This is a genomic window from Microbacterium memoriense, from assembly GCF_025398275.1.
In the GTDB taxonomy this organism is placed as follows: domain Bacteria; phylum Actinomycetota; class Actinomycetes; order Actinomycetales; family Microbacteriaceae; genus Microbacterium; species Microbacterium memoriense.
On sequence record NZ_JAODOR010000011.1, the window covers coordinates 207608 to 227893 of the forward strand.

Annotated in this window: 18 protein-coding genes; 5 read left to right on the forward strand and 13 right to left on the reverse strand. The window is 68.7% G+C overall.

Annotated features, from left to right (window positions below):
- Nucleotide 1: 1 nt before the first annotated feature.
- The 3 genes from N4R40_RS10310 to N4R40_RS10320 are packed head-to-tail and all read left to right on the forward strand — an operon-like array spanning nt 2 to nt 2836.
- A complete protein-coding gene (locus N4R40_RS10310) occupies nt 2-400 on the forward strand; it encodes a cytidine deaminase (RefSeq protein WP_261607290.1) in 399 nt (132 codons plus the stop codon).
- A complete protein-coding gene (locus N4R40_RS10315) occupies nt 397-1689 on the forward strand; it encodes a thymidine phosphorylase (protein ID WP_261607291.1) in 1293 nt (430 codons plus the stop codon). The genes N4R40_RS10310 and N4R40_RS10315 overlap by 4 nt, the downstream gene beginning before the upstream one ends.
- A gap of 31 nt (nt 1690-1720) precedes the next feature.
- The gene (locus tag N4R40_RS10320) at nt 1721-2836 is read left to right on the forward strand and encodes an adenosine deaminase (RefSeq protein WP_261607292.1); all 1116 of its coding nucleotides are present in this window, start codon (nt 1721-1723) and stop codon (nt 2834-2836) included.
- Between the two features lie 68 nt (nt 2837-2904).
- Here the strand turns inward: N4R40_RS10320 and N4R40_RS10325 are convergent, their stop codons facing one another.
- The 8 genes from N4R40_RS10325 to N4R40_RS10360 all read right to left on the reverse strand — a co-directional run bounded on the left by N4R40_RS10325 (nt 2905) and on the right by N4R40_RS10360 (nt 10737).
- Nucleotides 2905-4242 carry a flavin-containing monooxygenase gene (locus N4R40_RS10325; protein ID WP_261607293.1) on the reverse strand — a complete coding sequence of 446 codons (1338 nt, stop codon included), beginning with the start codon at nt 4240-4242 and terminating at the stop codon, nt 2905-2907.
- Between the two features lie 26 nt (nt 4243-4268).
- Entirely contained in the window at nt 4269-5015 is a 747-nt protein-coding gene (locus N4R40_RS10330) for an alpha/beta hydrolase (protein ID WP_261607294.1), read from the reverse strand.
- Between the two features lie 34 nt (nt 5016-5049).
- Complete coding sequence (locus tag N4R40_RS10335) at nt 5050-6204, reverse strand: mannitol-1-phosphate 5-dehydrogenase (RefSeq protein ID WP_261607295.1); 1155 nt, start codon at nt 6202-6204, stop codon at nt 5050-5052.
- Nucleotides 6201-6641: a PTS sugar transporter subunit IIA gene (locus N4R40_RS10340; RefSeq protein WP_261607296.1), complete on the reverse strand. Its 441-nt coding sequence runs from the start codon at nt 6639-6641 to the stop codon at nt 6201-6203. The genes N4R40_RS10335 and N4R40_RS10340 overlap by 4 nt, the downstream gene beginning before the upstream one ends.
- 99 nt (nt 6642-6740) lie before the next feature.
- Nucleotides 6741-8414, reverse strand: a complete 1674-nt coding sequence (locus N4R40_RS10345; RefSeq protein ID WP_261607297.1) for a PTS mannitol transporter subunit IICB — start codon at nt 8412-8414, stop codon at nt 6741-6743.
- 33 nt (nt 8415-8447) lie between these two features.
- Complete coding sequence (ptsP, locus tag N4R40_RS10350) at nt 8448-10115, reverse strand: phosphoenolpyruvate--protein phosphotransferase (protein WP_261607298.1); 1668 nt, start codon at nt 10113-10115, stop codon at nt 8448-8450.
- A gap of 20 nt (nt 10116-10135) precedes the next feature.
- Entirely contained in the window at nt 10136-10411 is a 276-nt protein-coding gene (locus tag N4R40_RS10355) for an HPr family phosphocarrier protein (protein WP_261607299.1), read from the reverse strand.
- Nucleotides 10408-10737 (reverse strand): PTS sugar transporter subunit IIB, encoded by a 330-nt coding sequence (locus N4R40_RS10360; RefSeq protein WP_261607300.1) that lies wholly within the window; start codon nt 10735-10737, stop codon nt 10408-10410. Before N4R40_RS10360 ends, N4R40_RS10355 begins: the two co-directional genes overlap by 4 nt.
- A 133-nt stretch (nt 10738-10870) precedes the next feature.
- Between N4R40_RS10360 and N4R40_RS10365 the strand changes: the two genes are divergently transcribed.
- Nucleotides 10871-12766, forward strand: coding sequence for a BglG family transcription antiterminator (locus N4R40_RS10365; RefSeq protein ID WP_261607435.1), 1896 nt, complete (start codon nt 10871-10873; stop codon nt 12764-12766).
- Nucleotides 12767-12962: 196 nt separating this feature from the next.
- Here the strand turns inward: N4R40_RS10365 and N4R40_RS10370 are convergent, their stop codons facing one another.
- The 3 genes from N4R40_RS10370 to N4R40_RS10380 all read right to left on the reverse strand — a co-directional run bounded on the left by N4R40_RS10370 (nt 12963) and on the right by N4R40_RS10380 (nt 16364).
- Nucleotides 12963-13535, reverse strand: coding sequence for a GNAT family N-acetyltransferase (locus tag N4R40_RS10370; protein ID WP_261607301.1), 573 nt, complete (start codon nt 13533-13535; stop codon nt 12963-12965).
- A gap of 337 nt (nt 13536-13872) precedes the next feature.
- Nucleotides 13873-15534, reverse strand: coding sequence for a phospho-sugar mutase (locus N4R40_RS10375; protein ID WP_261607302.1), 1662 nt, complete (start codon nt 15532-15534; stop codon nt 13873-13875).
- Nucleotides 15531-16364: a purine-nucleoside phosphorylase gene (locus tag N4R40_RS10380; RefSeq protein WP_261607303.1), complete on the reverse strand. Its 834-nt coding sequence runs from the start codon at nt 16362-16364 to the stop codon at nt 15531-15533. Before N4R40_RS10380 ends, N4R40_RS10375 begins: the two co-directional genes overlap by 4 nt.
- Nucleotides 16365-16449: 85 nt before the next feature.
- Here N4R40_RS10380 and N4R40_RS10385 point away from each other — a divergent pair, with 85 nt between their 5' ends.
- Nucleotides 16450-17901, forward strand: coding sequence for an NAD(P)H-quinone dehydrogenase (locus tag N4R40_RS10385; protein WP_261607304.1), 1452 nt, complete (start codon nt 16450-16452; stop codon nt 17899-17901).
- Nucleotides 17902-17975: 74 nt separating this feature from the next.
- Here N4R40_RS10385 and N4R40_RS10390 read toward each other — a convergent pair whose 3' ends face one another.
- Both N4R40_RS10390 and N4R40_RS10395 read right to left on the reverse strand, forming a co-directional pair.
- A complete protein-coding gene (locus N4R40_RS10390; protein ID WP_261607305.1) occupies nt 17976-18413 on the reverse strand; it encodes a hypothetical protein in 438 nt (145 codons plus the stop codon).
- Between the two features lies 1 nt (nt 18414).
- Nucleotides 18415-20211 (reverse strand): acetyl/propionyl/methylcrotonyl-CoA carboxylase subunit alpha, encoded by a 1797-nt coding sequence (locus N4R40_RS10395; protein WP_261607306.1) that lies wholly within the window; start codon nt 20209-20211, stop codon nt 18415-18417.
- Nucleotides 20212-20286: the final 75 nt, after the last annotated feature.

Genomic DNA, 20286 nt, shown 5'->3' on the forward strand with positions numbered 1-20286 from the left:
CGTGACCGACATCGATTGGGACGAATTGCGCAGCGTCGCCGTTCAGGCCATGGAACGCGCCTACGCGCCCTACTCGCGCTACCGGGTGGGGGCTGCGGCCCTCGTCGCCGACGGCCGCATCGTCTCGGGGTGCAACGTCGAGAACGCCTCGTACGGCGTCGGGCTGTGCGCTGAGTGCGCGCTCGTGGGCGACCTGCACATGTCCGGCGGGGGCCAACTGGTCGCGTTCGTCTGCGTCAACAACGACGGCGAGACGATCATGCCGTGCGGACGCTGCCGTCAACTGCTCTACGAATTCGCTTTGCCGGGCATGCTGCTCGAGACGGTCTCCGGCATCCGGACGATCGACGAAGTCCTGCCGGATGCGTTCGGCCCGCGCGATCTGGAGGCTGCACGATGACCGCTGTCGAGCCGTTCGACGCCGTCGATGTCATCCGCGCCAAGCGCGATGGTGGCACCGTCCCCGAGGATGCGCTGCGCTGGATGGTCGACGCCTACACCCGGGGCTACGTCGCCGATGCGCAGATGGCCTCGTTCGCGATGGCGGTGCTGCTCAACGGCATGGAGCGCGACGAGATCCGCGTGCTGACGGAGGCGATGATCGCCTCCGGTGAGCGGATGAGCTTCGCCCGACTCGGCAAGCCCACGGTCGACAAGCACTCCACGGGCGGTGTCGGCGACAAGATCACCTTGCCGCTCGCGCCCCTCGTGGCGGCGTTCGGCGTCGCCGTGCCGCAGCTCTCCGGGCGCGGTCTCGGGCACACGGGCGGCACGCTCGACAAGCTCGAGTCGATCCCGGGCTGGCGCGCGGCTCTCAGCAATGAGGAGCTCTTCGCGCAGCTCGAGGGTGTCGGCGCGGTGATCTGCGCCGCCGGCTCGGGGCTCGCCCCCGCCGACAAGAAGCTGTACGCGCTGCGCGACGTCACCGGAACGGTCGAGGCCATTCCGCTGATCGCGTCGTCGATCATGTCGAAGAAGATCGCCGAGGGCACCGGTGCGCTCGTGCTCGACGTGAAGTTCGGCTCGGGCGCGTTCATGCGCGATGTCGACAAGGCACGCGAGCTCGCGCGCACGATGGTCGCGCTCGGCACCGACTCGGGCGTGGCGACCACGGCGCTGCTGACCGACATGAACACGCCGCTCGGCCTCGCGATCGGCAACGCCAACGAGGTCCGCGAGTCGGTCGAGGTGCTCGCCGGTGGCGGCCCCGCCGACATCATCGAGCTGACCGTCGCGCTCGCCCGCGAAATGCTCTCGCTCGCCGGCCAGCCGGACGCCGACGTCGAAAAGGCCCTGCAGGACGGCCGCGCGATGGATGCCTGGCGCGAAATGATCCGTGCCCAAGACGGTGATCCGGATGCCGCCCTCCCCGCACCCCGCGAGACCCACACCGTGGTCGCCGCGCGGGACGGTGTCGTCTCGCGCATGGACGCGCTTCCGTTCGGTATCGCCGCGTGGCGTCTCGGCGCCGGGCGTGCCCGTGCCGAGGACCCCGTGATCCACGCTGCCGGGATCGATCTGCATGTGAAGCCGGGCGATCGCATCGCCGCCGGACAGCCGGTGTTCACCCTGCTCGCCGATGATGAGAACCGCTTCGCGCGGGCCTTGGACGCCCTCGATGGCGCCTGGGAGATCGGGGCCGAGGCCCCGGCATCCACCCCGCTCGTCCTTGAGCGCATCACCGCCTGACTACCCGAACCCGAACATCCAGGAGATTCACATGGCCATCGACCAGCACGGTGACACGACGCTCGACGGCGTCTCGATCCGGTCCCTGCCGAAGGTGTCGCTCCACGATCACCTGGACGGGGCACTTCGTCCGCAGACCATCATCGAGCTTGCCGACGGCATCGGGCTCGAGGTGCCGCAGACGGATGCCGCCGACCTCGCCGATTGGTTCGAGGACCAGAGCGACTCGGGCTCGCTCGTGGAGTACCTCAAGACGTTCGATCTCACGACCGCCGTCATGCAGAGCGCCGACGGCCTCCGCCGCGTCGCGCGCGAATTCGTCGAGGACCTCGCCGCCGACGGTGTGATCTACGGTGAGGTGCGCTGGGCGCCCGAGCAGCACCTGACCGGCGGACTCTCGCTCGAGGAAGCTGTCGAAGCCGTGCAGGAAGGCATCGAAGAGGGGGAGGATGCCGTCTCGGGCACCGATCGCGACATCCGCGTGGGCCAGCTGATCACGGCGATGCGGCACACGGATCGCTCGCTCGAGATCGCGGAGCTTGCGGTGGCTTTCCGTGGCCGCGGCGCCGTCGGGTTCGACATCGCCGGCCCCGAGGACGGGTTCCCGGCCGCGAACCATCGTGCGGCGTTCGATTACCTGGCCGCGCAGTTCTTCCCGACGACCGTGCATGCGGGGGAAGCGGCCGGACTCGATTCGATCCGCTCCGCGCTCATCGACGGGCGTGCGCTGCGGTTGGGCCACGGCGTGCGCATTGCCGAGGATCTCGAGGTCATCCAGCAGAAGGGCGATGAGGTGCTGGTGACGTTCGGCGACCTGGCCCGCTGGGTGCGCGACCGGGAGATTCCGCTGGAGCTCTCCCCGTCGTCGAACCTGCAGACCGGCGCGATCGCCGCCTGGGGTACGTCCCTGGAAGACCACCCGTTCGACCTGCTCTACCAGCTCGGTTTCGCCGTCACGGTGAACGTCGACAACCGCACGATGAGCCGCACGTCGCTGACGCGCGAACTGGCGTTGCTGGCGGAGACGTTCGACTATCGCCTGGAGGACCTCGAGGCGTTCCAGTTGAACGCCGCGGCGGGAGCCTTCCTCTCGGTCGAGGAGCGCGAGGAGCTCATCGAGCTGATCGGCGAGGGCTTCGGCGCCTGATCCGCTGCTCCGTTTTGGGTCGCGCGTCGTCGCTGTCCGTGCGCGGATGCGGCCACACGCGACCCGAATCAGCGGGTGCGCCGACGGCGACGCGCGGGGCGGATGCCGGCATCCGAGCGCAGCGACGCGATCGCCCGGCGCACGGCGGCACGATAGGCATCCTTGTTGACGTAGTGGGCCATCCGCGCGAGCGCCAGATAGCGGTAGCCGCCGGTGAGATCCGGCCAGGGGCGATCCGTGACGCCCGCGCGGAATCGCGCCTGCGCGTCCGAATCCGCCGCGAGGTACGCCGCGATCAGTTCGGCCTGCTCGGCCCGGCCCTGCCAGCCGATGCCCGAGGCCTCGATCATGCCCATCACATACAGCCCGTTGAACGACGGCGGGAAAATGTTGAGGAAGAGTTTCGGTGCGGCCCCGGTCCAGTTCAGTGCGCTGCGTTCGACGAACGGATAGTCGAGCGTGTAGCCCGTCGCCAGCAGGACGGTGTCGTAGTCACAGCTCGAACCGTCGCGAAAGTGGACCGTGCGACCGTCGAATCGATCCACGTCGGCTCGGATTCGCAGATCGCCCTGACCGAGATGGTTCAGCACGAGGGTGTTGACGACGGGGTGCGCCTCGTAGATTCGGTAGTCAGGCTTCGGGAAGCCGAACCGCACAGGGTCGCCGGTGAACGCGCGGAGCACGCGCGTGTCGATGAATTGTTTGATCCGCGCGGGCAGGGGTGTGCCCTGATTCAGCGTGTCGGAGGGCTTGCCGAACAGGTAGCGCGGCACGAAGTAGTACCCGCGGCGCACGCTCATGTCGACCGATGTGGCGTGGTGCACGGCATCGACGGCGATGTCGCAGCCCGAGTTGCCGGCCCCGATGATCAACACGCGTCGGTCATCGAGCTCGCGCGGGCTTGTGTACTGAGAAGTGTGGAAGATCTCACCGGTGAACTCGCCGCGGAATGTGGGGACCGCAGGTTCCGCGAGCGTGCCGTTGGCAAAGATCACCGAGCCGAACCGTTCCGTCGCCTGCGCACCGGTCGCCGAGTTCGTCGCGGTGACGTCCCAGCCGTCACCGTCGGGCGCCGGGGTGACGGAGGTGACGGCGGTGTCGAAGCGGAACTGTGCGGTGAGTCCGAAATGGTCGGCGAAGTCCCGGAAGTACTCGATCAGTACACGGTGGCTCGGGTAGTCGGCATCCGTCCGCATCGGGAACTCGGTGAACTGCGTCGTCGTGCGTGACGAGATGAGATGTGCCGACTCGTACATCGTCGAGCGCGGATTCTCGATGTCCCACAGCCCGCCGACACCGCGCGAAGCCTCGAAGCCGGTGAACGGGATGCCGGCGCGCTGCAGCGCGCGTGCGGCCGCCAATCCGGACGGTCCCGCGCCGATGATGGCGGGGCGACGATCGTGCATGGTCCCGATCCTGCCACGCGCCGGGATCAGCGGAGCTGTGCGGCGAGATCACCGATCTGCTCGGTGATGATGGCATCCACGTCGGCCGCGGTGGCGGTCGGCGTGCCGTCGCCGGCCTGCGGTCCGTATGCGCCGAACGAAGCGTGGCTCGCGCCGGGAATCTCCACCATCTCGGCATCTGCCGGGAGGAGATGCCGGGCCTCGGCGATTTTCTCGGGGGTCGACAGGCCGTCTTCCGACCCGGAGAGGCTGAGAACCGGCAGATCGGTGCTCGACACATCGGTCGCACAATACGAGGCGAAGAGCACGAGGGCATCGGCATCCGCAGCCAGCTGGCACGAGCGCACGCCGCCGAGTGAGTGACCGCCGACCATCCACGTGGTGACGCCCGGAGCGAGGTCGGTGAAGCTCGACAGGCCACGCAGGTCGAAGAACGCGAGATTCAGCCAGGGCTTCGTGATCACGACGGTCATCTCGTCGTCGGCGACGAGGCCCGAGAGCGTCGCGGCGTACCCCCACGGATCGACCTTCGCACCCGGGATGAAGACGAGTCCCACGTCGCTCTCCCCGGCGCTCGGAGCCATCACGATGCCCGCGCTGTCATCCGTGATCGTGATCCGGTCGTCGGTGCGGACGGCCGCGAGCGGTTCGGGCTCGGCCGCCATGACACCGACCTGGCTCCACACCAGAATCCCGACGACCGCGGCGATGACGAGCCCGCCCAGGATGCCGAAGATCCAGCGGAGAACACGGCGACGGCGTTTCGGGGGCACACATCCAGCCTACGACGCGTGCCCCGCGCGCATGTCAGACCTTGAGGTCCGCCTGGCGTGCGCGCACGACGTCCTCGACCTGCGCGAACAAGGGGTGGTCGGCCTCCAGTCCTGTGACGGATGCGGTGAACTGTGCGGCATCCTCTTCGCGCAACCGGCGCTGGAGGTCGACCGACTGCTCATCGGCGGAATCGTCGAACTCCAGCGCGGCACCCATCGCCGCGACGAGTGCGCCCACCGGCAATCCGCGCTCGGCAGCTTCGGCCGCGGGGCCGATGAAGCGTTCGTGACGGGAGAGCTTGCGCAAAGGCTGTCGTCCGACCCGGCCGACCGTGTCGGGCAGGGCGGGATTGGCGAAGCGGCGGAGAATCGTCGCGCGGTAAGCGGCGAGGTCCGCCGGATCGAGGCCGTGCTTCTGCACCAGAAGCGCGGAGGTCTCCTCGAGGGTGGTTCTCACCTTCGCGGCGATGGAGGGGTCGGCGAGGGCATCCGAGATCTTCTCGACGCCCGCCTGGCTGCCGAAGTACGCCGTCGTGGCGTGACCCGTGTTGACCGTGAACAGCTTTCGCTCGATGTACGGGGTGAGATCGTCGACGAAATGCGCGCCCGGAATGTGCGGCAGAAGGTCGCCGAACGGCAGCCGCTCGATCGCCCACTCGAAGAACGGCTCGACCGTGACGTCGACACTCTCGCCCGGCGCCTGCGCCGGCACGATCCGGTCGACGGCGGTGTTGGCGAAGACGGCGCGGGAGGCCAGGCCGTCCCACGCATCCCCGGCGAGCGCCTTGATCTCGTCCTGGAGGATGTCGGTCGCGCCGATCGCGTTCTCGCACGCCATGACCTGCAGCGGGGGAGCGGAGGGGTCGCGGAGGGCGATGCCGGCCAGAATGTGTGGCGCGACGAAACGCAGGATCGTCGGGCCGACCGCGGTCGTGACGACGTTGGCGCCGGCGATCTCATCCACGACCGCCTGCGGGTCGGTTTGGCTGTTGATCGCGCGGAAGCCAGTGACCACTTTGTCGGTGCCGCCCTCGCCCACCTCGTGGACGGTGTAGCTCGACGCGGCGTTCGCCGCATCCACGAGGGGAGCGGCGACGTCGGAGAACACGAGTTCGTAGCCGCCTTCGTGGAGGAGGAGCCCGACGAAACCGCGTCCGATGTTGCCGGCGCCGAAGTGGACGGCCTTCATCGGTCGTTCACCGACGACAGGAGTGCGAACAGCTCCTCCGGGGTGGTGGCTTCCTTCAGACGCGCGACCTCGTCGTCTTCGGAGAAGATCAGAGCGATCTGCGACAGGATCTCGAGGTGTTCGTCGCCCTTTCCGGCGATCCCGACGACGAACGTCACGGGCTCTCCGCCCCAGTCGACGCCGCCGTCGTACCGCACGAAGGAAAGCGCCGAGTCGAGGATGGAGTCCTTCGTCTCGTTGGTGCCGTGCGGGATCGCGAGCTCGTTGCCCATGTACGTGGATACCGTGACCTCGCGCTGCTGCATGGCATCGAAGTAGGCGGACGTCACGGCTCCGGCGGATTCGAGAATGTCGGCGGCCTCGCGCATGGCGTCTTCGCGGGTCACCGATCCCGAATGGATGCGGACCTGTCCGACATTCAGGACTTCGTTCGACATGTTGCGTCTCCTTTGTGTCTGTGCAGAAAGTCTGTACAGAAATGTGGGCCGCGGAGCCGGGGCATCGCGCCGTCCGGCTCCGCGGCGGTTCACCGGCGCTCAGGCGCCGTCGGCGTTCTGGTTCTTGACCAGATCCACGACCTCTTCATACTTGGGCGAGTTCATGAAGTTGTCCACCGAGACGTGCAACGCCTCGGGGGTCTTCGCGCGGGCCCGGTCGGTCAGCTGCTGCTGAGTGATGACCAGGTCCTCGCTGCCGTCCAGGTTCGCGATCGCCTTGTTGGTGACCGAGACCGATTCGACGCCCGCCTTCTTGATCTTGTTGCGCAGCACGCTCGCCCCCATCGCGGAGGACCCCATCCCGGCGTCGCACGCGAACACGATTGTGCGGACCTGCTTGTCGGTCGTGACGGCGCCGGTGGCGATCGCGTCGGCGGCCAGGTCAGCTCCGATCGACGAGTGGTCGCCGCCCGTCGCCGCGTTCGCCGTGGCGCCGGCGCGCAGGCTCGACAGGGTGTCGGACTTCTTGCCCTTGTTCGCCTCGGTCTTCGCGATCGCGTCCTCGAACGAGCCCGATGCATCGGCTTCGAGGTCGCGCTTGCGCGATGCGCGGAGGATCACACCGGTGACCAGGAACGTCACCAGCGCCGCCAGGATGACCGAGAGGTACACCACGACGAGGTTCAGCGGTCCGGCACCGATCGCCGCGGCCGAGACCGCGATGATGCTGCCGGGAGCGGCCGGGAACTGCAGACCGCCGTTCAGGAGCATGTTCGTCGAGACACCCGTGGCGCCACCGGCGATGAGCGCGAGGATCGTGAACGGCTTGCTCAGCGCGTACGGGAAGTAGATCTCGTGGATGCCGCCGAAGAACTGGATGATGATCGCGCCGGGAGCGGAAGCCTTCGCCGCGCCGACACCGAAGAACGTGAAGGCGAGGAGGAGACCGAGACCCGGACCGGGGTTGGCCTCGATGAGGAACAGGATCGACTTGCCGGTCTCGGCCGCCTGCTCGAAACCGAGCGGAGTGAAGACGCCGTGGTTGATCGCGTTGTTGAGGAACAGCACCTTCGCCGGTTCGACGATGATCGACAGCAGTGGCAGGAGGTTGAAGTCGACGAGCCAGCCGACGATTCCGCCGAGGAACGCGCTGATGCCGAGCATGACCGGACCGAACGCGAAGAAGCCGATGATCGCCAGGAACATACCGAGGATGCCGGCGGAGAAGTTGTTGACCAACATCTCGAAGCCCGGCTTGATCTTGCCGTCCCACAGTTTGTCCATCTGCTTCGTGATCCACGCGGCCAGCGGGCCCATGATCATCGCGCCGAGGAACATCGGGATGTTCGTGCCGACGATGACGCCCAAGGTCGCGATCGTCGCGACGACCCCGCCGCGCTCGCCGTAGACCATGCGGCCACCGGTGTTGGCGATGAGGAGCGGCAACAGGTAGGTCACCATCGGACCGACGAGTCCCACGTAGGCGAAGAAGTTGCCCCCGTCGCCCTCGGCGACCGCGGTCATCGCGCCCTGCCAGCCGATGATGGCGGAGTCGCCGCCACCGCCGATGATTTCCGACACCGGGTACCAGTGCCAGCCGAAGGGGCTTCGAGCACCGAAGAATCCATCGGTGATGAAGAGCATCGTGATGAAGCCCCAGGCGATGAACGCCGCGATGTTGGGCATGATCATGCCCGAGAGGAAGGTGCCGAACCGCTGCACGCCTACGCGTGCGCGGTTGACACCCCCCGGTGTAGTGGACGCCGTTGTCATGGTCTGCTGTTTCTCCTTCGGGTGGGCCGCGGCCTATGCCGCGGCGGTGTCGTCTGCGGCTGCTTGGGCCGCTGCTCGGGCCGAGGCTGCGTCGTCGGCCGCCAGGGCGGCCGCGGCGATGCGTTCGGCATCCTTGATCGTGTGCGTCAGCAAAGTTGCGCGGACGTCGGCCAGGGCCGTGGGGGCCATGGACAGGCTCGTGGCGCCGAGGCCCACCAGGACGACGGCGAGCAGCGGGTCAGCGGCGGCCTCGCCGCAGATGCCGACGGGCTTGCCCTGGGCCTTGCCGGCCGCACCGGTCATGCCGATGAGCTGCAACACGGCGGGGTGCCACGGGTCCTGGAAGCTGGAGACCGAGCCCAGCAGGCGGTCAGCGGCCATCGTGTACTGCGTGAGGTCGTTCGTCCCGATCGAGGCGAAGTCGGCGATCGCGAGCACTTTGTCGGCCATGAGCGCCGCCGAGGGGACCTCGACCATGACACCGGCCGTCTTGATGCCGTACTCGCGGCACAGCGTCGTGAAGTACTCGGTCTCCTCTACCGTGCCGACCATCGGCGCCATGACCCACAGGTCGGCCTCGGTCGCCTTGTCGGCTTGCTGGAGCGCTGTGAGCTGCTCACGCAAGATGTCTTCGCTGGCACGGAGGGAACGGATGCCGCGGAGACCCAGTGCGGGGTTCTCCTCGTGCGCATCGTTGAGGAAGGCCAGCGGCTTATCGGCGCCGGCATCCAGCGCCCGCACCACGACCTTCTGCCCCGGGAAAGCTGCGAGCAGCTCGGTGTAGGCCTTCGTCTGCTGGTCGACCGTCGGGGCGTTCGTCGAGCTCAGGAAGAGGAACTCGGTGCGGAACAGGCCCACGCCCTCGGCGCCGAGCTCGACGGCTTCCGCCGCGCCCGCGGGCTTGCCGAGGTTGGCGAGCAGGGGGATCTTGGTGCCGTCGGCCAGGGCACCCGGCGTGAGAGGAGCGGAGGTCGCTGTCGCGCGCGCGTCGGCACGGTGCTGCGCCTGAGCGAGTTCGTCGTCGGTCGGGTCGATCGTCACGACCCCCTTGGCCGCGTCGACGATGACCGTCTGGCCGTCGACGAGGTCCTTCGCGGCGGCCGCGCCGACGATCGCGACGATCGACTTCTCACGGGCGAGGATCGCGGTGTGCGACGTCGGGCCGCCGTCGGTCGTGACGAGGGCGAGCACCTTGTCGAGGTCGAGGAGGGCCGTATCGGCCGGGGCGAGGTCCTTCGCCACCAGGATGAACGGGTGGCCCGGGTCGGGCACGCCGGGCGCGGGCAGGCCGCGCAGGCGCGCGATGACACGCTGGGCGACGTCGTCGAGGTCGGCGGCGCGCTCACCGAGATAGCCGCCCATGGCGGACAGTGTGTCGCGGAACGATGCGAACGCATCGTGCACCGCGAACTCACCCGTCTTGCCGGCCGCGATGCGCGTGCCGATCTCGGCGTCCAGGCTCGGGTCTTCGGCCATCATGGCCTGGGCTTCCAGCACGTCGCGCGCCAGGCCACCGGCATGAGATCCGCGCTCTTCGAGCTCGCGGGCCACCGCGGCGACGGCGTCACGGACGCGGGTCGTCTCCTCCTCGGCGCTCCGGGTGCTCGGTGTGTCCTCGGGGGCGGGCAGGGGCTCGGCCATGCGTGCCACCGGTCCCTGGGCGACGCCCAGTCCAATGCCGACTCCGCGCAGTTCGCTCATGTTCGTCTCTCTCCTCGGTTTCAGTTCTCGTCGTGGTCGGTGGACAGCAGGTCGGCAAGCGTGTCGAGGAGTTCCTCCACGCCCTGGCCTTCCGCAGCGAGGGTGACGTAGTCGCCCTTTTCCGCACCGAGCGAAATGACTCCCAGAATGCTCGCCGCATTGACCGGGCTTCCCGATCCCTTCGTGATCGTCACGGGGATGCCGGAATCCTTCACCGCCTGGGCGAACAGCTTCGCCGGTCGCGCATGCAGCCCGTTGGAAGAGCCGATCCGAATCGTGCGGGTGGCCTGGGTCATTTCTGGTCCCTTCGGTTTTGTGGCGTGTTGAGCGCGTCGTCGATGAGCGCGAGCGTGCGTGTCCCATCAAGATCCGTGAAGATGTCCGCGGGCAGCAGGACGACCGTCGCACCGCGGAAAGCGGCATCCATTTCGATTCGCGGCAACGCCTGCACCAAATGGGGGCCGACGAGCACGACATCGGCCGCATCCAGATCGATCGGCAACGATTGCTCGGTACCGGCGATCGCGCTCATATCCCGCCCTGCCGCCTGAGCGGCATGCCGGACGCGCTGCGCCACAAATGTGCTCGACGCTCCCGCGCCGCACACCACGAGGATCCTCATCGATCCGCCTCCTTCTCCGCCATTCTTGTGAAAGGGCTGGGAGGAGACAACCAGGCCTCTTTCCGCGGGACCGGAAACTCTTCTGGCGAGGTGGTTGACTGGGTGGGTGAGCAGACCCCGGCAGGACCGTGTCATGGCTCTGCTGACCCGGGACGGCGACTGGATGACGGCTGGCGCCCTCGCCGATGCGATCGGGGTCACTCCGCGCAGCATCCGCAGTTACGTCACGGCACTCAACGCGCGCGTGCCCGGTGGAACCGTCGTGGAGTCGAGTCCGCTCGGCTATCGCGCGGGAACGGATGCGATGGCGGCCCTGCGGTCCGGGGTCGATGCGACCACGCCGAGGGAACGCCTGCACCGTCTCGTACGGGCGCTGCTGGCCGATGAAGCCGGCATCGACGTCTATGCGACGGCGGAACAGTTCCACGTCAGCCCGGCGACCCTCGAAGGTGACCTCGGGCGCGTTCGCGCCCTGCTCGGCGGCACACAGCTGACCCTCGAGCGCACCGCATCCCTCGCGAAGCTCCGTGGCACCGAGATGGCCCAGCGGCGGCTCCTCAGCAGGCTCGCGCACGAAGAGACCGAGGATGGCGCGTTCGACCTGGCGGCGATCCGCCGGACGCTCGGCGAGGGATCGATCGGGACCGCGGTGTTCGGTCCGTTCAAGAATGACCTCGTGGCGGGGCTCGGCGCGCTCGGATACTTCGTCAACGAGTTCGGCATCGGTGACGTCATGATGCACATCGCGATCACCGCGGATCGTGTCGCCCACGACCGTGCCTTGGGCGCCGAATCGCTCACCGGCCCGGAAGCCGCGCGGGATGTGGGTGACCTGCTCGACCGGCTGTGTCAGGAGCACCTGGATGTGCGTCTCGGGGCGGGAGACCGTCGCCATCTCGCCGCCTTGATCCTCAGCCGCGTTGTCGCACCCGGTGCGGCAGAGACGGCATCCGTCATGCGGTCCCGCATCGAACCCGACGTCGAAGCAGCGGTCCGCGACGTGGTTCAGCGCGCCGCCGCCGAGTTCCTCGTCGACATCGATGACGAGGATTTCGTGCTCCGCCTTGCCCTGCACGTGCAGAACCTTCGCCAACGCGCGCAGGAGCAGGCATGGTCGCGGAACCCGCTCACCCGCTCGCTGAAATCGACGTACCCGATGATCTTCGAGGTCGCGGTGTTCATCGCGGATGGGCTCCGAGGACTTCTCGGCATCGATCTGGCTGAGGACGAGATCGCCTACATCGCGATGCACGTCGGGGGTCGGCTCGAGCGGCGTCGTGCCGCGAGCACCGTGCTGACCGCGACGATCGTCTGCCCGGGATACTACGAACTGCACGAGCTTCTCCGCTCGTCGATCGACCGCTCACTCGGCCAGGCGGTCGATGTCGTCGGGGTCGAGACGCGCGTGGACCCCGACTGGGATGCCTTGGACACCGACCTCGTGCTGACCACGATCGATGCGCCCCTCACGGGCGACCGGGTCGTCCGCATCCAACCGTTCCTGACCGAGAACGACATCGAGCGGGTGCAGGCCGCCGCAGGTCGCGTGCGCCGGGGGCGCCGGCTCACCCGCCTGCGTGCCGAGCTGGAGCGGTACTTCGTCGAAGACGCCTTCGTCGCGGGCGTGCCCGCCGATGCCGATGCCGACGGGGTCATCCGCACCCTCGGGGCGGCGCTCGTGGCCCAAGGCGTCATCGACGACGACTATGTCGCCCGGACGCTCGAGCGCGAGCGGTTGTCGTCGACCGCGTTCACCGATGCGCTCGCCGTCCCGCACGCCATCGGGATGACCGCCACGCGCACCGCGATCGCGGTCGCCCTGGCCGAATTCTCGATCCCGTGGGGCGAAGGGCGCGTGCAGGTCGTCGCGATGGTCGCGTTCTCCGAATCCGACCGCGAGGCGTTCCAGACCGTGTTCGAACAGCTCGTGGAGGTGTTCAGCGAGCGCGAGAGCGTCCACCGCATCCTGCGCCGCGGAACGACCTTCACGGCGTTCCTCGACGAGCTCGTGGCTGTCGTCGACGGCTGAGTCGGCGTCCGCCGATCGGCGCGCATTCGGGTCTGGCGTCTGCCTCCGGCAGCGCCCCGGCCCCGTCGTTCGTCGCGATCTCCGCAGAATGTCGCGATCTCCGCACCGATCCGGCGCAGGAGATGCGGCGATCTCGACATTCTGCGGCGTTCATGCGCGGCGCTACGGGTGTCGTGCATCGGCGGGGGATGCCCGCTCAGCTGCGAGCCAGGCGAGCCTCCAGGCCGCGGCGGACGCCGGGCCACTCGTGCGGGAGGATCGAGAACACCACCGTGTCCCGCGGGCTTCCGTCGGGTCCGAGGCGGTGATTGCGCAGGATGCCGTCCTGCCGCGCACCCAGCCGCGCGATCGCCGCGCGGGACTGCAGGTTGTGGAAGTGCGTGCGCAGTTCGACGGCGATGACACCGCAGTCCTCGAACGCGTGCGTCAGGAGGAGGAGCTTCGCGGCGGTGTTGACGGCCGTGCGCTGCACGGTGGGCGACAGCCACGTGTAGCCGATCTCGACGTGCGGGCTCTCCTGGTCGATGCCGCAGAACGTCGTCATGCCGACCGCGCGCCCGTCGCGGACGACGGCGAACGGATTCATCCGTCCGGCGGCATGTTCGGCCAACCGGTGCTCGATCTCATTCGGCACGGCGGCGGGGACCGAGGTGTACCACGCATATTCGAGCCCCTCGCGGGCATGGGTCAGGTCGGCCGCGTGGCGGTGACTCAGCGGCTCGAGCCGCACGTGGGTGTTCTCGAGGGCGACGGGTTCGTTCAGCAGCACGCATCCGAGCCTATGCCGCCGCGGCGAAGCCGCCCGCCGTACCGTGTGCAGGACTCACCCGCGGCATCCGCATCGCCCCCCGCGGAAAACCGCGGCCGGCGGAAGTGCCGGCGCGCGGTGGTCCTGCAATCGGTACACCCGCGCGGCGCCAGGGCGGGACGCACGCCCGCCCCGCCCTGCTCCGCACCCGCTCGGCCCGGACCGTATTCAGTCTGGAGACGCGCGGCTGCGAGGGCCTGTCCCGAGTTCCCGCGGCTCCCAGACAGACCGCCCTCCGGCTGGACTGAATACGGAGCGGGGGACGGCGGGAACGGGGAAGCCGCGGGGCCTGCCCAGGTCAGGCTTGGGCGGAGGCCAACAGTGCCCGGGCTCCGACGTCGAGTGCCGCCACGCGTGCGGCGGCATCGGCCGGGGTGTCGCCGCGGACGTCCAGGTACACCTTGAGTTTGGGCTCGGTGCCGCTCGGTCGCACGATCACGCGTGATCCATCCGTCAGCCACAGCCGCAGGACATCGCTCGGCGGCGTTCCGTCGGCTCCGTCCAGCAGATCCTCGATCCGCTCGACAGCGACGCCGCCGATGGATGCCGGAGCCTGCGCCCGCAGGGTCGCCATGATCGTCCCGATCACAGCGACATCGTCCAGCCGGATCGAGACCTGGCCGCTCGCGAACGCACCGAAGGTGTCGTGGAAGCGCGCGATCACATCCGCGAGGGTCTCGCCCTGTTCCCGCGCCTCGGCGATCATCCCCAGCATCGCGATCGCCGCCGAGATGCCGTCCTTGTCCCGCACGGTCCCCGGGTTCACGAGGTATCCGAGCGCCTCCTCGAATCCGTAGACGAGTCCGGGCGCCCGCGAAATCCACTTGAACCCGGTGAGTGTGGCATGGAAGTCGAGGCCGTAATGCTCGGCGACCGTCTGCAGTCCCGGCGACGACACGAGCGAGCACGCGAGCGAGCCGCCGCTCGCGCGCTCCGCGGCACGCCACCCGAGCAGCAGGCCCACGTCGTTGCCGGTGAGTCGGCGCCAGCCCCCGTCCGCTGCGGGATCGGGAACGGCGACGGCGAGACGGTCCGCATCCGGGTCGTTGGCGAGCAGGAATTCGGCTCCGGCCGCCCGCGCCGTCTCGAACGCGAGATCCATCGCGCCCGGCTCTTCCGGGTTGGGGAACGCGACGGTCGGGAAGCGGCCGTCCGGCTCGATCTGGGCCTCCACGACGACCGGCAGCGGGTAGCCCGCTGTCTCGAGGATCCGCACGAGCGTCTCGTAGCCGACGCCGTGCATCGCGGTATAGACCCAGTTCATCCCGGCGGCACCGGCCGGGGCGGGAGCGACGGTCGCGGTCGCGGCGATGTAGGCCTCGATGACCGATTCATCGGCGATCTCATACGCCTCCGAGCGGGGAAGGGCGCCGAGGTCGCCGGCATCCGCAACCCGCTGGATATGCGCCGCGATCTCGCCGTCGGCGGGAGACACGATCTGCGATCCTTCGTCGGCACCGCCGAGGTAGACCTTGTATCCGTTGTCGTCGGGGGGGTTGTGGGATGCCGTGACCATGACGCCCGCCGCGGCGCCCAGGTGGCGCACCGCGAACGCGAGCACCGGCGTCGGCAGAAGTCGGGGCAGGAGCACCGCGCGCAAGCCTGCGCCGGCGAAGAGCTCAGCGCTGTCGCGCGCGAACACGTCGGAGTTGCGTCTGCCGTCGTAGCCGATCACGACGGTGGGCACCGAACCGGAGGCTGCCTTCTCTCGCAGGTACGCGGCGAATCCGGCCGCGGCCTGCCCGACGAGCACCCGGTTCATCCGGTTGCTGCCGGCTCCGAGGCGTCCGCGCAGCCCCGCCGTGCCGAACGCCAGACGCCCGTCGAAGCGGTCGTCCAGATCGGCGATCGCGGCGGCATCTCCGCTCTCGGCCTGGTCGATCACCTCGGCGAGCTCCGCACGGGTCACCGGGTCGGGATCCTGCGCGAGCCACGCACGCGCGGCCGCGACGGTGCTCACAGCTGGCCGATCACGCGCGCGAGCAGCGCCGAGATCACCGGCTCCGCCATCTGGCCCGCCTCGATGACCTCGTGATGACTGAGGGGAGTCGTCTGGATGCCGGCGGCCTTGTTCGTGATGAGCGAGAACCCGAGGATTTCCATGCCGGCCTGTCGCGCGGCGATCGCCTCGAGCGCCGTGGACATGCCGACGATGTGACCGCCGATGATCTTCGCCATCTGGACTTCGGCCGGCGTCTCGTACTGGGGCCCGCGGAACTGGCAATACACGCCCTCGTCGAGCGACGGGTCGATGCTGCGGGCGAGGTCGCGAAGCCTCACCGAGTAGAGGTCGGTCAGGTCGACGAAGGTCGCGCCCTCGAGCGGCGAATCTCCCGTGAGGTTGATGTGGTCGCTGATGAGCACGGGCTGGCCCGGCGTCCAGGCGGGCTTGATGCCACCGGCGCCGTTGGTGAGCACCATCGTCTTCGCTCCGGTCGCGGCGGCGGTACGCACGCTGTGGACGACGCGGCGCACGCCATGGCCCTCGTAATAGTGCGTTCGGGCACCGATGACGAGCACCCGCTTGCCGGCGGGGGTGAGGATGCTGCGGATCGAGCCTACGTGGCCGGCCAGTGCGGGCGAGCTGAAACCGGTGACGTCGGTCGCGGCGAGAGTGGCGGTGGTCTCACCCAGGAGGTCGGCGGCTTTGCCCCATCCGCTCCCGAGGGTGAGGGCGATATCGTGCCGCTCCACACCGGTCAGGCGAGCGATATCGGCTGCGGCATCGGCGGCGACCGCGAACGGATCGGTGGCCGGGTCGTCGAGGGGATGGGTGATCGTGTCGGACATGGGTCCACTCTATGAACCCGGAGGCTCCCCGTGCCAGGCGGGCGCCCGTCAATTTTGCGCGCGGTCGGCCTGAGAGAATGGATGCATGTCCCCCAGCTTCGTGAGTAACCAGAGCGTCGCCGTCCTCGGCGGCGGCCCCGGCGGGTACGAAGCGGCACTCGCTGCCGCACAACTCGGCGCCGAGGTGACCCTGGTCGAGCGTGCCGGGGTGGGAGGCGCGGCCGTCATGACGGACGTCGTCCCGTCCAAGAGCCTCATCGCGACGGCGGATGCTGCCGTGGCGATCGCCGAGGCGGAGGATCTCGGGGTGCAACTGTTCGCGAAGTCCGACAGTGGCCGCCCGATGAAGCCCGAGATCGCGATCAACCTCGCCGCCGTCAACCGGCGGCTGCTTTCGCTCGCCCGCCAGCAGTCCGACGACATGCGCGCCCAGCTCGTCGAGGCCGGCGTCCGAATCATCTCCGGCCACGGTCGATTGGAGGATCGCAACTCGATCGTCGTGTCGACGGGCCCCGGGGGAACGGACTTCGATCGCGTCGAAGCGGACACCCTGATCGTGTCGGTCGGCGCGTCGCCGAGAGAGCTGCCGAGCGCACGGCCGGACGGGGAGCGGATCCTCACGTGGACGCAGTTGTACGACATGCGGGCCCTTCCCGAGCACCTCATCGTCGTCGGGTCGGGCGTGACCGGCGCGGAGTTCGCATCGGCGTACATGAATCTCGGAGCGAAGGTCACGCTCATCTCGAGCCGTGAACAGGTTCTCCCGGGCGAAGACCGGGATGCCGCGGCCGTCCTCGAGAAGGTCTTCACACGCGGCGGCATGACCGTGCTCTCGCGCTCGCGCGCCGATCGAGTGGAGCGCTCGGGCGAGGGCGTCGTCGTCACCCTCTCCGACGGTCGCACGGTCGAGGGAAGCCACTGCCTCATGGCGGTCGGCTCGGTTCCGAACACCGCCGGGATCGGTCTGGAAGCGGCCGGCATCCAGCTCACCGACTCGGGGCACATCCAGGTCAACCGGGTCGCCCGCACGTCCGTGCCGAACATCTACGCCGCGGGGGACTGCACGACGTTCGTGCCCCTGGCATCCGTTGCCTCGATGCAGGGCCGGACAGCCGTTTTCCACGCGCTGGGTGACACCGTGATTCCGCTGGAACGCCGTCGGATCACCGCCAACATCTTCACCGCTCCGGAGATCGCGACCGTCGGGCGCCAGGAGAGAGACCTCGAGTCCGGCGCGATCAACGGCTACGTTCACAAGCTGCCGCTGGCCGCCAACCCGCGCGCGAAGATGATGGGCGTCAAGGACGGATTCGTGAAGATCATCGCCCGGGAAGGCTCGGGCACGGTGATCGGTGGCGTGATCGTCGCGCCCCGCGCCTCCGAGTTGATCTACCCCATCGCGATCGCCGTCGAGCGTCGCCTCACGGTCGATCAGATCTCGCGGGTCTTCGCCGTGTACCCGTCGCTGACCGGTTCGATCACCGACGCGACCCGTGCGATGCACCAGGTCACGACGGACGAAGACACCGTCGCCTGACGCCCTGTCGGGGTGTCTTGAGTGATCTCGATACACGCCGGCTTGGCCGGCGCACTCGATCAGCGGGGAACGAGTCAGGGCTGAAGGGTCGCGACCCAGTACCCCTCGGCCTCCGCCGACGACGCCGCCGCGGCGAATGCCGTCAGGGGACCGACCTGCGGGGGCACCGCAATCGGGGTGAGCAGGTCCCCGCCGTGGCACACGATGTCCTGCGACAGCGTGAGCGTCGTGTCCTCGCCGGTATAGGTCAGGGTGAAAGCGGCGCGATCGCTGCCGATACACCGCAGTTCGACCGACGTGAATGTCGTTGGGTCGGCGAAGTCGATGCGGGTGGCGCTCGCCGCGCTCGAATCGGTCAACTGCGCGCCGACGCTGTTGCCCGATCCCGCGCTGCTGACTTCGGTGAACCATCCCGACCAGGCCGAGCGGTCGGCTTCGGTCGCTCCCCCGGCGCACGCCGTGAGGCCGAGGGCGAGGAGGGCCCCCGCGGCGACAGCGAGCCGGCGGTTCACGTCAGGAGATCGTGAGTAGTTGGTGACCGGCGGGCACCGTCGTGCCGGGTGCCGCATCGATCGCGCCGATGACACCGTCCTTGTGTGCCTGCAGCGGTTGCTCCATCTTCATCGCCTCGAGGACGACGACGAGGTCGCCCTTGACGACCTGCTGCCCCTCTTCGACGGCGAGCTTGACGATCGTGGCCTGCATGGGAGCCTTGACAGCATCACCCGAGGCTCCGGCTGAGACGGCGACGGCGTGCGATCGCCGCGACGGGGGGACGGCGGCGGGTCGGCCGACTTTGAGGGGCGCGTGCACGATGCGATCGGGCAGGCTCACTTCCAGGCGCTTGCCGGATACTTCCACGACGACGGTGTGCCGCGGCTCCGGGTCTTCCGGCGATTCGAGTTCGCCGTCCCACGGCGGGATGTCGTTGACGAACTCCGTTTCGATCCAACGGGTGAAGACGCCGAACTCCCCGTCCTCCGCGGTGAAGGCGGGGTCGGTGACGACCTTTCGGTGGAACGGGAGCACGGTCGGCATGCCGGCGACCTCGAACTCGTCCAGCGCCCGGCGAGAGCGTTCGAGAGCCTCGGCCCGGTCGCGGCCGGTCACGATGATCTTGCCCAGGAGAGAGTCGAACGCGCCGCTCACGCTGTCGCCCGCGGTGACGCCCGAGTCGAGTCGGATGCCGGGACCACCGAACGTCTTGAACTGGTGGATGCGGCCGGGCTGCGGGAGGAAGCCCCGTCCCGGGTCTTCGCCGTTGATGCGGAACTCGATGGAGTGTCCGACCGGTTCGGGGTCGTCGTAGTCGAGGGTCCCGCCCTCGGCGAGGCGGAACTGCTCGCGGACGAGATCGATGCCGGTGACTTCTTCGGATACCGGGTGCTCGACCTGCAGGCGGGTGTTGACCTCGAGGAACGAGATCGTGCCGTCGGCGCCGATCAGGAACTCGCACGTCCCCGCGCCGACATAGCCGACCTCGCGGAGGATCGCCTTGGACGATTCGTACAGCGTGCGGTTCTGCTCGTCGGTCAGGAACGGGGCCGGGGCCTCTTCGACGAGCTTCTGGTGGCGGCGCTGCAACGAGCAATCGCGCGTGGAGATCACGACGACGTTCCCCGCGGCATCCGCAAGACACTGGGTTTCGACGTGGCGGGGCTTGTCGAGGTACTTCTCGACGAAGCACTCGCCGCGTCCGAACGCCGTGATGGCTTCACGGGTCGCGGATTCGAACTGCTCCGCGATCTCGTCGAACTCGCGGGCGACCTTGAGGCCGCGCCCGCCGCCGCCGTACGCGGCCTTGATCGCGATCGGCAGTCCGTGTTCCTCGGCGAAGGCGATGACCTCGTCGGCGCCGGACACCGGTCCGGGCGTGCCGGGGGCCAGCGGCGCGCCGACTTTCTCGGCGACGTGACGCGCCGTCACCTTGTCGCCGAGCGCGTCGATCGCGTCGGGCGAGGGGCCGATCCAGACCAGGCCCGCACCGATGACGGCACGGGCGAAGTCGGCGTTCTCCGCGAGGAACCCGTAGCCGGGGTGGACAGCATCCGCTCCCGACCGCCGGGCGACCGAGAGGATCTTCTCGATCGAGAGGTAGGTGTCGGCGCTCGCGGAACCGTCGAGGGCGTAGGCCTCATCGGCGAGGCCCGTGTGCATCGCATCGCGGTCCTGGTCGGCGTAGACGGCGACCGATCCCTTGCCGGAATCGCGCGCCGCACGGATCACGCGTACGGCGATCTCTCCGCGGTTCGCGATGAGCACTTTGGTGATCGGCGTACGCACGCGGGACGCATCGGAGGGGAGGGGCATGGGTGCCAGCCTACTCAGCGAGGGGTGCTCCCCTTTGGATCACTCGCACAAGATCGCCGCGAAATCGTGTACGAG

Coding starts and splice junctions, on each gene's coding strand:
- N4R40_RS10315 (WP_261607291.1), top strand. CDS start 397: ATGACCGCTGTCGAGCCGTTCGACGCCGTCGATGTCATCCGCGCCAAG.
- N4R40_RS10320 (WP_261607292.1), top strand. CDS start 1,721: ATGGCCATCGACCAGCACGGTGACACGACGCTCGACGGCGTCTCGATC.
- N4R40_RS10325 (WP_261607293.1), bottom strand. CDS start 4,242: ATGCACGATCGTCGCCCCGCCATCATCGGCGCGGGACCGTCCGGATTG.
- N4R40_RS10335 (WP_261607295.1), bottom strand. CDS start 6,204: ATGAAGGCCGTCCACTTCGGCGCCGGCAACATCGGACGCGGTTTCGTC.
- N4R40_RS10340 (WP_261607296.1), bottom strand. CDS start 6,641: ATGTCGAACGAAGTCCTGAATGTCGGACAGGTCCGCATCCATTCGGGA.
- N4R40_RS10345 (WP_261607297.1), bottom strand. CDS start 8,414: ATGACAACGGCGTCCACTACACCGGGGGGTGTCAACCGCGCACGCGTA.
- ptsP (WP_261607298.1), bottom strand. CDS start 10,115: ATGAGCGAACTGCGCGGAGTCGGCATTGGACTGGGCGTCGCCCAGGGA.
- N4R40_RS10355 (WP_261607299.1), bottom strand. CDS start 10,411: ATGACCCAGGCCACCCGCACGATTCGGATCGGCTCTTCCAACGGGCTG.
- N4R40_RS10360 (WP_261607300.1), bottom strand. CDS start 10,737: ATGAGGATCCTCGTGGTGTGCGGCGCGGGAGCGTCGAGCACATTTGTG.
- N4R40_RS10365 (WP_261607435.1), top strand. CDS start 10,871: ATGGCTCTGCTGACCCGGGACGGCGACTGGATGACGGCTGGCGCCCTC.
- N4R40_RS10380 (WP_261607303.1), bottom strand. CDS start 16,364: ATGTCCGACACGATCACCCATCCCCTCGACGACCCGGCCACCGATCCG.
- N4R40_RS10385 (WP_261607304.1), top strand. CDS start 16,450: ATGTCCCCCAGCTTCGTGAGTAACCAGAGCGTCGCCGTCCTCGGCGGC.
- N4R40_RS10395 (WP_261607306.1), bottom strand. CDS start 20,211: ATGCCCCTCCCCTCCGATGCGTCCCGCGTGCGTACGCCGATCACCAAA.